Genomic DNA, 13,896 nt, shown 5'->3' with positions numbered 1-13,896 from the left:
TCCCCACCTACGATCAGCTTCATAAAAGCGTTTTGTAGTGGGGATTTCAAATTTATATAGGTTAGACGAGACTCAACTATTTTTTATCCGACAAAATCAATACTCCGCGACCCGGCACAACAGCTGAACCGCTAATTACATTACCTGTCAGTAGATCAGTACGCTCAGCCGCCCCAATATCGGCGCTTAAATCACCAGCGGTGTGGTTCAGCAAGAACAGATAAGATACGCCATCCTTCACACGTTGAACAGATTCGATACCTTCCGGTGCAGTTACCAGCGGCTGAATGTTCTTTTCGGCACACAGATTCGCTAGGAATCCTTGCAGGAATCCAGCTTCTGGGCTAGTCGCCACATAATAAGCTTTACCTTCGCCAAATTTATTCACAGTCAGTGCAGGCATTCCTTTATAGAAATCAGAACCGTACTCTGCCAAAACTTCTGCCCCTTCGGCATGGATCAGATCGCAGAGCAGATCACATTTATAAGAACCACTCAAGCTACCCCACGTTTTATCCAGCACGAGCTCATTGCTCATACCTGGCAGTAATGCATCGATTTCCTCTGCCCAAATTCCAAGCACCTTACGCAATTCGCCTGGATAACCTCCAACCGTTACAAGGTCGTTCTCATTAACAATACCGCTGAAATAAGTCGTAATGAATGTGCCGCCCGCTTTTACAAAGGCTTCAACCTTCTCTGCAAAACCTGGCTTGACCATGTACATTACAGGTGCGATAACAATTTCATACTTGGACAGGTTCTCTTCGACCCCGATCATGTCGGCTTCGATATTTTGCTGATACAGCGCATCATAATATTTGTGAACTTCATTCACGTAATCCAAGGCAACCGACGGACCGCTTGATAGATCAAGTGCCCAACGATTTTCCCAATCGTAGATGATCCCTACTTTAGCCGCACTGCGCGCATCCAGTAGTTGATCTCCAAGCTGCTCCAGCTCTTTGCCCAGCTCAGCACATTCACGGAATACCCGTGTGTGTTCATGACCCACATGCTCAATTACCGCTCCATGATACTTTTCACAAGCCCCTATCGAACGACGCAGCTGGAAGAACAACACAGTATCTGCACCACGCGCTACAGCCTGGTAACTCCATAGGCGCATAACGCCTGGACGTTTCAAAGAGTTGTACGGTTGCCAGTTCTGCTGGCTCGGTGTTTGCTCCATCAGCATGAACGGTTGGCCATTTTTTAATCCACGCATAAGATCATGTGTCATTGCTGTAAAGCTGACCGGTGTGTCCAGTGAAGGATAGTTGTCCCAAGAAATTACATCCATATGCTTGGCCCACTCAAAATAATCTAGCTCCGGATAAAAGCCCATCAGGTTCGTTGTAACAGGTACGTTGGTGCTGTGTTCTTTGATCGCTTCATATTCGATTTTGTAACATTCGAGCAAGCTATAAGACATAAAACGGCGATAGTCCAACGAGATCCCTTGGAAGTTAGTACGGTTACCGTTCCATTCTTCACTCAGCTCATTTGGCACCACAATTTCTTCCCAATCATAAAACGTATGTCCCCAAAAGCGTGTATTCCAAGCCTTGTTCAAAGCATCCAGCGAACCATAACGCTCCTTCAACCAGACACGGAAGGCAGCAGCGGACTGTTCGGAATAATCATAGCCACCATATTCATTAGAAATATGCCAAGCTACCAGTGCCGGATGATCCTTGTAACGTTCTGCCAGCTTACCAGCCAGCTTCGCTGCATACTTGCGGTAAACTGAACTGTTCGGATTGGAGTTATGACGTCCACCGAACTTACGTTTTCTGCCCTGGACATCGACACGTGTCACTTCAGGATATCGGTGAGCCATCCAAGCTGGATGCGCTCCTGTTCCTGTAGCTAGACATACATAAGTTCCATTTTTATATAGTCTATCCATTAATTCATCCAATGAGGAGAAATCATAAGTATCTTCGGAAGGTTGAATTAAAGCCCAGGAAAACACATTAATTGTGGCAACATCAATTCCCGCCAGCTTGAACATCCGTTCATCCTCAGCCCATACAGGCGCATCCCATTGCTCCGGATTGTAATCTCCACCGTACCAAATTTTAGGTAATTTATCGTTAATCACACTTCGCACACCCTTTATAGTATAATTATATATCTATTGTAAATGGTTAAGGTTGCCCTTTAAATATAAAATAATATCTCATACATATAAGAATATAGAACTAACAGGAGAGGATAACATTGTCCGAAATCATGCATCGCAGGATCGTATTCGTCCATGAAGGTGGACAGCACTTGCCAATCACTTTAGACAGTATGGGGCACAATCATGATCAGGAAAAAGTATCCCGCCCCGATGGCTATGACACGTATCATTGGCTTCAGACCTCAGAAGGTGAAGGGATTATCCATTTTGACAATAAAACCTTTTCCTTGCCCGTAGGCAGCGGCGTATTACTACTTCCCTATACACCCCATCGTTATGAGGCCTCCACTAAAAACTGGGGTACCTATTATCTAACGTTCGGTGGCGATTCGGCACAATCTATTTTGGAGACGCTTGGGATGAATAGTAATTCTTTTTACCGTTGGGAAAATGAAGCGCCTCTCCCCAATCTGCTGAAGGAAATGCTGGATCGTCATGATGCCTACCAGGATATGTTTGGTCTCGGCGCCTCCACAGATGCTTATCGTTTTTTGCTTACTTTGAGTAAATATGGCCAGCTTCATAACAATACGGCGATTTCCCGCAATGTAGATAAGCTGCAGCCACTGCTAAAATGGATGGACAGCCATTATGGCGATCCTGATCTCGGACTGAACGATCTAGCCGATGAACTAGGGGTATCTGGGCGCTATCTTAACAACCTATTCGTCCAAACTTTCGGACTCTCGCCTTATGCCTACTTCGTACGTTTACGCATCCGCAAAAGCAAAGAAATGCTCGTAAGCCAACCCGATCTTACGGTAAAAGCTATCTCCCAGCTAGTCGGCTTCCGCGATGTCAGCCATTATGTAGCCACATTTCGCAAGCAATCCGGGACTACGCCGGAGCAATTTAGACGCCTGCATTAAAAATGTCCCGCCCACTGTGGAAAAATTGCTCGCTGGGAATATGCGGCTAGAACGTAGTAAGAGTATGGTATGCGCTACTATTGTGTAGAAATGGGCGGTACGGTGAAGTGCGGTACGGTACGGTACGTTGGCTGGGTGCATTTGGCTGCGAGTGTGCGGCACCTCTGAGCTGGATCGTGTAGATCTGTACATGATAGGAGTCTATGTGGAAATCTGATCATGATGGAGTCCATGCGGAAATCTGATCATGTTGGAGCCCATGCGGAAATCTGATCATGTTGGAGTCCATGTGGAAATCTGATCATGATGGAGTCCATTGTGCAGCTCTCTTCAGTTCAGTATGAGTAAGTCAAACGAAATAATTGCACTTTGTACACTTAAAATAGCCTGCAAGGCAGAAATTATCCATATAAGTGTATTCTGTGCAACTATATTCTCGGAAAATGGCCTTGCAGCGGGATAAGCCGATTTTTAGCTGCACAAAGTGCAACTAAAACCAATTAAACACTCCAACACTTCAAATAAGTGTACGAAGTGCAACTATTTTCTGTTGTGCTTCTGTTAAAGTTTCTGCATGCCCTACTCCACTCATTTTTTACTACACACTTCCACTTACTTCACTATTCCTACTCCACACATTCCCCTACACCGCTCTTCCCTTACTCCACACATCCCTCACTCCATCTTCACCAACCTCACTTCACCTTACTCCACACATCCCTCACTCCACTTTCCTCTCTCCTGCCACACTCCCAAACCCACTTCAATACCTCTTTACTCAAAACCACTCAAATCTCCAGCACCTCAACACCATACGGCTCGAGCTGGAGCTCTCCCGATCGAATCTTATTATCCAGCAGGCTGCTGTATTCTCGTGGCAACGGAACGATCACCGACTCGCGGCTCAGGTTAAGCAGGAATAAGAAGCTTCCCTGATTTCCAGTCCGCACGGAGGCTTGTACTCCGTTTGGCAATCCTTCAAAGCGTAATAACCCTTTTTCCTTAGTCAGGTTCTCTAATAGAACTGACCAGTACTTCTCTTCCGCATGAGTTCCGAAGTAATAAACCTGACCTTTACCGAAGGAATTAACAGTTACAGCGGGTGTGCCGCGATAGAAATCATCACCATACCAAGCAATCGGCTGGGCCACTACCGGCCGGAGAATGTCGCACCACTGCGTACATTCGTATTGGTTACCCTCCGCGTCCATGATGGCATGTGTTTCAGCGCCAATCGGATCATACTCCAGCACTTCAACGCCGGTACAGTAGCTCAGCTGCCCGGGCAGCGGTTGCATGACTGCGATGTTGTTTATATTTTTGACACCACTACGGTTGGTGATCAGCAAGGTCCCGCCAGCGAGGGCAAAATCCTCCAGATTACGTACGATCTCCTCATCCAGCAAATATAAATTCGGAGCGATCACTACTTTATATCCATCAAGCGGTTGTCTGAGGTCGATAACATCGCAGCCGATGCCAAGCCTGGTTACCGCCCGGTGAATCTGCTTAATGTTCTCATAATAATCAAAGCCCTCTGCCTGCGGCTGAATATCCAGTGCGGCCTTCTCTTCATGGGAATGGAGGATAGCCACTTCGTTTTTCAGCATCGTTCCTTGGAGCTTGTCGCTCAGCCTATTAACCTCATGACATAGCTGCGTGAACTCCGCTAATCTGCGTCCCGGAACATTGCTGTGGTCAATCAGCCCGTGCCAGAATTGTTCTGCTCCTGAAGTTGCACTTCTCCAGCGAAAATGAACAACCGTATCCGCACCTCTAGCAATCGCCTGCCATGCATAGGCACGAATCAGTCCTGGATAAGGGGTTCGCCACATCGGCATCCAACAACCCGGCGATCCACTCAGCTGCTCCATAATCCAGAAGTTTTGACGTTTGATGCCACGGGTTACGTCCAATGAAAGCGCTCCGCTATAAGGCGTCGTATCTTGTTTGGTTGGCGAAGTATTCGGATAATAATCAAACGCAGCCACATCCAGATCTGCACCCACTGCGTACATATCGAGACGCTGCGGATAGCTGTGAAAGTTATGGGTTATGAAATGCTCTGGACAAATCATACGCAAAATATTGATCTGCGCCGTCTGAAACGCTACCACCGAATCCCACTGAAACCGCTGAAAGTCCAGTAGAAAAGAGGGATTCTGATGAGGTGATCCGCCCAGCGGTACGGTAAGCTCATTCCAATCGCTGTACTCCCCGCTCCAAACTACGGTTCCCCATTCTGCATTGACCTCATCCAGTGTTCCGTATTTAGCTTGTACCCATGCTCGAAAAGCAGTATTACAAGCGTCACAATGACAATCCAACATGCCAAATTCATTATCAGTCTGCCAGCCTATGACGGCCGGGTGTTCACTGTAACGCTCGGCAAGACGCAGAATAATACGGCTGCCATACTCACGCAGTGATGTGCTGTTATAGCAGCGGTGTCCACGTACCCCCGGGTGAAAGGTCTCTCCATTAGCAAACACCGGAAGCACATCCGGAAATTTCGTCGTTAACCATCTTGGCGGTGTAGCTGTTGGAGTACCCATCACAACCTGCAGATCATATTGATGAAAAAGGTTCAGCGCGCGGTCCAGCCACTCGAACTGGTAATTCCCCTCAGTTGGCTCCAGTCGGCTCCATGCGAACTCAGCAACCCGGACTACTTTAACACCTGTTTCTTTCATCAACTTGATATCTGGTTCCCACATGGATTCATCCCAATGCTCCGGGTAATAGTCCACACCCATCTGAACATGATCATATCGTTTCATTGGCGCTTCTCCCCATCCCTTGATATTCAGCCCTGGTTCCCAAAAAAAGCGCTCCCCGTCTCAAATTGATGAGGTATACGGAGAGCGCTTCTGTTAACCACTAATATCCATTAAATCTTCTCTATAAATGTGCTTTACTTATTTTTTAAGCTTGTCCCATGCAGCTTGCATACCAGTCATCCAGCCGTTAACGTCAACCTTGTCAGCGATGAACTGTTGAATCACGCTGGCAAATTCTTGCGTTACACCATCAGGAAATTTGGAGGATTGCAGGCCATAAACTTTGTTTTCTTTTACATAGTTCCATACGTCTGCTCCAAGCATACCGATGTCTTCAGGTGTTGCTTCGATTGTGGACAAAGCAGGGATGAATTTCCATTTTTTAACGATGTACTCTTTACCCATATCGGAAGTTACCAACCAGTTCAAGAAAGTTTTTGCTTCTTCTTTAGAACCGGATTCTTTGTTGACTACTAGGTTCGCAGGGATACCTACAGTCATTTTGTCATTCTTCTCAGCATCTTCATTGATTGGCATAGGGAACATACCAATGTTCATATCAGGAGTGATGTTATCAACAAGAGTTTGTGCCCAGTTACCTTCTTGCATCATTGCAGTTTCGCCTTTAGCGAACATTGCCAGGTGGGTGTTAGCATCTGTGGTCAAAGGATTCTTTTGTCCGTATTGTAAAGTCAGTTTGAGATACTTGCTCCACTCTTCAAACGTTTTATTTCCTACAATTGTACCAGTTCCTTCATTCAAACCTTTGATGAATTCATCTACATTATCTTGTTGTGCAAAGGCTACACTGATCCCTTGGTTACCCAGCAGCCACCATTCCTGATATGCATTACCAAAAGGAGTTACGTCGATAGCTTGCAGCTTTTTAGCTGCTTCTTCAAGCTGTGACAATGTTTTTGGAGTTTCAGTGATTCCTGCTTTAGCGAACAAGTCCTTGTTATACACAATACCGATACCCTCAAGGTTCATTGCCATACCGTATACTTTTCCATCTTTAGTCATAGGCTCAGCAGCCATAGGAATCAGATCTTTTACCCAAGGTTGGTCGGACAGATCTTCCATCTTGTCTCCCCAAAGTTCCATTTCTGCATATCCACCATTGGAGAAAATATCAGGCGCATCGCCGGAAGCGAATTTAGTTTTCAATGCTGCTGCGTAGTCCGCACCACCCCCAACTGTTTGGATATCCAGCTTGATGTTAGGGTATTCTTTTTCGAATTCAACCTTAAGCTCATTGAGGCCTTCTACGATTTCAGTTTTGAATTGGAAGATCTTTACGGTCTTCACTTCACCTGAATTTGTGCCAGCGCTTCCATTTTGTGAGTTACTAGAAGCGTTATTATTACCACCACATGCCGTTAGAGCTAAACTCATTGCCATTACTGCTGATAGAGCAACTGCGGAGTGTTTCTTCTTCATTATATATTCCCCCTTAAAATAGTGGACTGCTTAAAAAATATTTGGAACGAAGGGCTCGGTGTTAACCTTTCACCGAGCCAGCCGCTATTCCCTCAACAATGTAACGTTGCATAAACAGGTAGAAAATGATAATTGGTGCGACCCCGATTACGAGAGCCGGAAGTGCCATATCCCATTGTTTGGTGTATTGACCAAAGAAGGAGAAAGTCGCCAGTGGAATGGTCCGAAGCTCTGGTGCCTGAAGAATCAAGGATGGCAACAGATAGTCATTCCATATTCCAAGTGCGTTTAGCACGATCGTTGTCATCACCATTGGCTTCAGCAAAGGAAGCACAATACGGAAGAACACGGTAATAGGATTACATCCATCTACTGTAGCCGCCTCTTCAATTTCAAGAGGAACGGACTTGATAAAGCCGTGGAACAGGAAGATCGCCATCGGAACACTGATCCCTAGATTCGTGATAATCAAACCAAGGAAAGAGTTGTTTACTCCAATAACATTTACGACCTTCAGAATTGGAATCATGATCGTTTGAAACGGAACTACCATTGCCGCTACAAATATAAGCAGCAAGAACTGATTGAATTTCGTATTCGCCCGAACCATACGATAGGATGCCATCGCACTGAACAGAGAGATTAGAATAACACTGATCACTGTGATAATAACCGAGTTTCGGAAAGCTTCACCGAAACGGGCTAATTTCCAGGCGGTTGAATAGTTCGACCACATAAATACTTTTGGCCAGCTTGCCGCATCACTCAGAATTTCACCGAAGGATTTCACCGAGTTTGCGAGCAAGAAATAGAATGGAGAGAGAAAGAGCAGGGCCAGAAGGATCATTATCACTTCCGTGCCAATATTCCATCTCTTTTTTTCTGTAGGTTTCATTACGCTTCAACCTCCTTGCTCTTCGTGATACGGACCTGAATCAGAGTAATGATGGCTACAATTACAAAGAACAGCAGCGCTTTTGCAGTACCCAGCCCGTAACGATTGTTCAGGAAGGCTTCATTGTAAATATTCATAGCAACGGATTCCGTCGATTTGAACGGTCCGCCCTTCGTCAAGGACAAGTTAAGGTCAAACATTTTGAATGACCAGGAAATGGCCAAGAATAATCCGATAGTTACAGCAGGCATAATTAGTGGAACTACGATATTGCGTAGCACCTGCCAACGGGAAGCCCCATCAATATCAGCCGCTTCTAGTACTTCTTTAGATACGTTACTCAACGAGGCAATGTAGATAACCATTAGATAACCGGAAGACTGCCAAACAAAGACCATTACAATCGCCCAGAATCCTGTTGTGGCATCACCGAGCCAAGGAAGATTAAAGAAGGACCATCCTGTAAGGTCGCCCATAGTGGCGAACCCTTTGATGAAGATAAATTGCCAGATGAAACCAAGCAACAATCCCCCGATCACGTTCGGCATAAAGAAAATGGTCCGAAGCATGTTACGTGTCTTTAAAGGTTTAGTTAACAGATAAGCCAAGAAGAAGCCTACCACGTTAGTCAAAATCACACCTAACACCGTAAATCTTACCGTAAACCAAAAGGAAGACCAGAAGTCAGGGTCATTTGAGAAAATAGTGGAAAAGTTTTGAAATCCGACCCAACTTACATTACCGGATACACCGTTCCAATCTGTGAAAGAGTAATACATCCCCATCAAAAATGGGATAATCGTTATTAAGGTAAAAAACAAAACTGCCGGACCAACGAAAAAAAGCTGTTGACCTAACTGGGACAACTTAGTGCCGCGCATTTATTGCCCCCCCCTTTCTTTTGCTCACTTACTTGTTTATGCTTTATACACATATTATCTGTTTTTTTCAGGGTACCTCACACCTACTAAAGTGATCTTTCAGGTGTAAAATATTGATCGGATGTGACAAATTTCGATGAAATGGAACACGATTCGCACAAAATTGATCGTTTTTATCCTACTGCCAACGTTAATTTGTATTATGGCCACCATGTTTATTAGCTATCACTATAGCACTCAATCCCTAAGAACAAGGGCAGTAGACGAGAATACGAACCTCCTCTTTCAAGGCAATAGAAACATCGAAAGTCTGATTCAGGAGATCAATCGTCTCTCCCTTATCGTTTATTCAGATTCAGATTTCTACAGACTGCTCGAAGCGGGATATGAGGATATGGCAGCAAATACACGAATTTATTCTTCTCTAAATTACATTTCTTCATCCATGCCAGATATATCCCAGGTGTATCTGTACGGTGCCAAGGATAGAAAAGCCACTTTGCTCACCCAGAATACACCCAAACGTTGGCAGGGTATTCCTCCCTATGCCGACTCAGATATCACTAGCAGTTCTCCTGTGGTTATACAAAGTACACATATAAGTCACAGCTACGGCCTAACTTCACCTATCCCGCAACTCATACCGGAGCCTGTGTTCACATTGCATAGACGAATTGAAAGGATTCCAACTACCACTCCAATCGGCTTCCTGTCGATCGATGTTAAGCTAACGGCTCTTACCGACATCGTCAGTCAGTTATATGATCAGAAACAGGAAAACATTTGGCTGCTGGATGGCGATGGCAAGATTGTATACGGAAGCAACAGTGAGGAATACGGCAAGCGTCTACATGCCTCCTGGTACAACAAGCAAATCGCTACCAATCAAAGCTCCCAAGGGTATTTTGAAGAGGAAGATGCTGTGTTTATTTACCAGAGAATCGAAACCCAAGGTTTAAATTGGACCCTCGTGAAGCAGATTCCTACGTCCTATCTCTTCCGGGAAGCCAATGAGGCGGCAGCGATCAATATAATCCTCCTTGTTCTACTTTTGATTACAATTGCCACGTTAACGACCCTGATCTCTTTTCGAATCACGGCTCCTATCAAGCAGTTGACTCGTTACATGAATCAGGTGCAGACCGGTAATCTTGATGTTGAAATTCAGCCTATGGGCAAAGATGAGATTGGCGTGGTTACCGAGCGATTCCGCAGTATGATGGACACGATCAACAACCTGATTTTAAGAGAGTACAAGCTGGAATTGTCCAATAAAACCAATGAACTGCGGGCACTGCAAGCACAAATCAACCCGCATTTTCTGAATAACACGTTGCAAATCATTGGCACGCTGGCCTTAGAGCTTAAAGTGCCCCAAATTTACTCACTTCTTTCAGCTCTAGCCAAAATGATGCGCTACAGCATGTACAATGAGGAGAAGATCGTAACTGTTAAGGATGAGCTGGATCATGTCAAAGCCTACATTGAACTGCAAAAGGAACGTTTTGAAAATAAGTTCAGTTTCCGCTACGATATGGAGGAATCACTTTTAGAGACGTTTATGCCGAAAATGATTTTACAGCCTATTGTAGAAAATTATTTCAAACACGGCTTTAATCTTTCCCGCAGTGACGGATTCATTGAAATCACCGCAGCAAAAGTGGATGACAACCGGATGGAAATCTGTATCCAAAATAACGGAAATGCGATCCCTTCAGCGAAGTTAGATCTTTTAAAGCAGAAGCTACAGCATCCTACTAGAACAGATATAGATTTATTAAGAAATACAGAGCAAACCAAGGAAGCTACAGGATCAGGTATTGGTCTGCCGAACGTTCTGGCTCGACTCAAGTTTGTGTGCGGAGATAGTGCCACTTTAACTGTTGATAACCTTAGAGCGGGTGGAGTAGTAGTGAAATTGGAAATTGAAATTATAGCGGAGCGTGAAAAGATATGAAGGCGTTGATTGTTGATGACGAGGCAAGAGTTAGAAAGGCAGTCAGACTGCTTGTCGACTGGGACGCCCATCAAATAGATGAAGTTCTGGAAGCCGGAAATGGAAATGAAGCCATCGAGATCATCCGGCAGGCTAAACCAGCATTAGTCATTATGGATATGATGATGGAATCAGGTAATGGGATAGAGTTAATGACCTGGGTGAACGAATTCGCCGGCAACACTAAGTTTATTGTAGTCAGCGGACATAATGATTTTGAGTTCGTACGTCAGACTGTGCGGCATGGCGGGATTGATTATATCCTGAAGCCCATCGAAGCCGAGGCAATCAATGTAGCGGTAGCTAAAGCAGTTGCAGCCTGGCGCTCAGAAGAAGATGACCGAAGCGAGCGGCAGAAACAGAGTATTCAGCTTAATGAGTTCAAGCCCATTTATGGGGAAAAGCTATTATCCGCACTAATTGATGATCCGATCAATTCTGATTTATCTTTGCGGAGGTTATGCAGTGATGGTATCATTCCGGAAAACATCCATTCCGCTCGGTTAATATTGGTGCAGACAGATGCGGGTAACAATCCGTTGATTAAACGTTTTGGCGGAGACACCGAGTTAATGAACTACGCTATCGTCAACATTTGTAATGAATTTTTGCACAGTCCGCATAAGGGTGTTGCTTTTCGTTATTGGGGAGGTCCTCCGGAGATTGCAATTATTCTGTGGGATATTCAGACCTCTGTGGTCGAGCTAATAGGCAGAATCAATCATGGCATCTACTCTACCTTGCAGGTCCGAATGCATTTTGGAATCAGCAGCATCGGCAACTTACCTAAGCAGTTACCTTATCAGCGTGCAGAGGTGGCAGAGGCATTACAGCGCCGAAACTTATTAATTCATGAGGATTACTGCCATTTCTCCTCTTCCTCCGAAGAATTCAGAGATCGTAAAGAGATCGCCAAAGCAGAGGTTCGCGGTAATGTATCAACAACGAACTTTGCTGACGTCAAGGAAGATTGGAAAATGGCAGTCATCAGCGGAAGTCCAGAGATATTATCAACAGCTGCGCAGCACTGGGTGGATGAGCTTAGCCGAGGCGGAGTTGTGACACCAGAAATCCTAAACTCATGGAAAAATGATGCTCTACTATTTCGTTCCCAGCTGGTACGGGAAATGTTAGGCCCTGAAGCTGAAGGTGCACTGGCCGAGCTTGAACAGGCCGACCAGCTTCACCCAGCTCCTTATACGAACGGTTACTCGTTCTCCTTATTCGCTTGGCGTGACTGGTCGTATACCCTAATGCAGGAGCTGGCCGAAGTAATCGCCCTGAAACAAGCTAAAGAACGTAATCCGATGCATGATATCGTCAAATATATCGAGCTTAATTATGCTTCCGACCTGTCCTTACAGGAAGTGGCCGGAAAGTTTTTTGTTAGCCGTGAATATATTTCCCGCCGATTCAAACAGGAATACGGTATTAACTTTTCCGACTTTATTGTTAATATCCGAATAGATAAAGCTAAGCTGCTATTGCAGAATCCTCGTCTGAAGCTGACCCAAATCTCCGAAATGGTCGGTTTTCATGATGTTAAATATTTCAGCAAAGTGTTTAAGAAGCAGGTCGGATCTTCACCTAAGGACTACCGGGACACATTTAAGAGTTGATCAATACCAGTTTAAAAAGGCGTCCGCAACCGTCTTACCGGCTATGCCGTTCGGATGCGGGTCGTCTTGTCCACTCATATATTCCGGTCTGATCCGGTGATCGTCTGGTGCAGGCAACGATAATAGGCTTGCTATATCAAACACACGGTCTACTCCAGCGGGTGGGTTAGTCAGGATTTCATGATTCACTCTACGCCAAGTTTCTTCTCTTGCCTCCTGAAAATTAAACGGCGGCACCGTACTTAGAATAATACTAGCATCAGCATTTGCTGTTTTGATCTTAGCAATAATAGTTGTCAGATCACCAAGTAACTCATCTGCAGAGCGGCAGCCAATATCAATATCATTTACGCCGAGGACAATCATCAGTTCATCACTCTGTTTAGCTTTGTGAAGCCAAGGGCCATCCGCAGCCACATCATACGCTCTAGCCCAGCCTGAGCCGAGATTCCATACGCCAATCTCTGCACCAAGACCATCCGCAATTCTCGCTGCCCAATATTCGTATCCGTCCTTTAATGTCCGCACACCTTGAGTAATCGAATCTCCCAAAAATACTAGCTTCTTATTCACAGCTTTCTTATACCCGATATAGCTTGGCAGTACCAGAAGCTTGTCGGATTCTGTAAATCCATCGGCTGATTCCTGTGCAGCCAGATTTCCGGGCGCATCATAAGCGGTTGCCAGCATGCCTTCTACATTGAAAGGAATGGATTTGCCCGCAGCGGTTGTCTTAATCGTCCATGTAAAAGCTAAGTAATGGCCATCGGGTAGATTAATGCTTGTCTCATCACTCCAGAAGCATTCACCGGCCGCTACTGGTTTGGAGACATTGCCTTCAAAGGTGACAGCATGTTGTGTATGCTCAATAATAGCTCCGTTTGGCTCAGTTCCTCCATCAGCGATAAAAGCCGATTCGATCACCCAACTGCCCCCAGGTTCACTACCCGAAGCTTCAAGCCCTTGGTCCCAAGTGGAATCCACTGCATTGCTATGCCAAAATTTTAGCTGCAACGGGCCGTTTTCCCGTAACCGAATATAAGTCCGGAAGGTATGTGTAAAAGGTTCTTGCCTATTCATAATAAAATTAGCGGCGGTTGAAAGAACCGTAGCAGAGGTATAGTCCGTCTGATTCAAAACTCCACTTCCCTTAATTAAATTAGTATTCATAACGTTTCCCCCGTTATTAGTTAAGATTGTAACACTAAAACCTCTCCTACAGACC

At 45.2% G+C, this 13,896-nt stretch carries 9 protein-coding genes; 3 read left to right on the top strand and 6 right to left on the bottom strand.

What is annotated here, in order from left to right:
* Positions 1-76: 76 nt before the first annotated feature.
* Positions 77-2,107 carry a beta-galactosidase gene (locus tag NSQ66_RS04365; RefSeq protein ID WP_036680780.1) on the bottom strand — a complete coding sequence of 677 codons (2,031 nt, stop codon included), beginning with the start codon at positions 2,105-2,107 and terminating at the stop codon, positions 77-79.
* Between the two features lie 119 nt (positions 2,108-2,226).
* Here NSQ66_RS04365 and NSQ66_RS04360 point away from each other — a divergent pair, with 119 nt between their 5' ends.
* Positions 2,227-3,060 carry an AraC family transcriptional regulator gene (locus NSQ66_RS04360; protein WP_235219448.1) on the top strand — a complete coding sequence of 278 codons (834 nt, stop codon included), beginning with the start codon at positions 2,227-2,229 and terminating at the stop codon, positions 3,058-3,060.
* Positions 3,061-3,848: 788 nt separating this feature from the next.
* Here the strand turns inward: NSQ66_RS04360 and NSQ66_RS04355 are convergent.
* The 4 genes from NSQ66_RS04355 to NSQ66_RS04340 form a co-directional block, all read right to left on the bottom strand.
* Positions 3,849-5,840, bottom strand: coding sequence for a beta-galactosidase (locus NSQ66_RS04355; protein WP_339279583.1), 1,992 nt, complete (start codon positions 5,838-5,840; stop codon positions 3,849-3,851).
* Positions 5,841-5,978: 138 nt separating this feature from the next.
* On the bottom strand, positions 5,979-7,280 hold the full coding sequence (locus NSQ66_RS04350) for an extracellular solute-binding protein (RefSeq protein WP_094902687.1): 1,302 nt from the start codon (positions 7,278-7,280) through the stop codon (positions 5,979-5,981).
* 61 nt (positions 7,281-7,341) lie between these two features.
* A complete protein-coding gene (locus tag NSQ66_RS04345; RefSeq protein WP_036680774.1) occupies positions 7,342-8,175 on the bottom strand; it encodes a carbohydrate ABC transporter permease in 834 nt (277 codons plus the stop codon).
* Positions 8,175-9,056: a sugar ABC transporter permease gene (locus tag NSQ66_RS04340; RefSeq protein ID WP_036680772.1), complete on the bottom strand. Its 882-nt coding sequence runs from the start codon at positions 9,054-9,056 to the stop codon at positions 8,175-8,177. The genes NSQ66_RS04345 and NSQ66_RS04340 overlap by 1 nt, the downstream gene beginning before the upstream one ends.
* 136 nt (positions 9,057-9,192) lie before the next feature.
* Between NSQ66_RS04340 and NSQ66_RS04335 the strand changes: the two genes are divergently transcribed.
* Together NSQ66_RS04335 and NSQ66_RS04330 are read left to right on the top strand one after the other, a co-directional pair.
* Positions 9,193-11,013, top strand: coding sequence for a histidine kinase (locus NSQ66_RS04335; protein WP_339279581.1), 1,821 nt, complete (start codon positions 9,193-9,195; stop codon positions 11,011-11,013).
* The gene (locus NSQ66_RS04330; protein ID WP_036680768.1) at positions 11,010-12,671 is read left to right on the top strand and encodes a helix-turn-helix domain-containing protein; all 1,662 of its coding nucleotides are present in this window, start codon (positions 11,010-11,012) and stop codon (positions 12,669-12,671) included. The genes NSQ66_RS04335 and NSQ66_RS04330 overlap by 4 nt, the downstream gene beginning before the upstream one ends.
* On the opposite strand, the gene NSQ66_RS04325 is transcribed toward NSQ66_RS04330, so the two are convergent.
* Positions 12,672-13,841, bottom strand: a complete 1,170-nt coding sequence (locus NSQ66_RS04325) for a GDSL-type esterase/lipase family protein (protein WP_076099536.1) — start codon at positions 13,839-13,841, stop codon at positions 12,672-12,674. It lies immediately after the preceding gene.
* Between the last annotated feature and the right edge of the window lie 55 nt (positions 13,842-13,896).

It is taken from the genome of Paenibacillus sp. FSL H3-0329 (assembly GCF_037963285.1).
In the GTDB taxonomy this organism is placed as follows: domain Bacteria; phylum Bacillota; class Bacilli; order Paenibacillales; family Paenibacillaceae; genus Paenibacillus_AQ; species Paenibacillus_AQ odorifer.
This window is presented reverse-complemented; position numbering and strand designations above follow the sequence as displayed.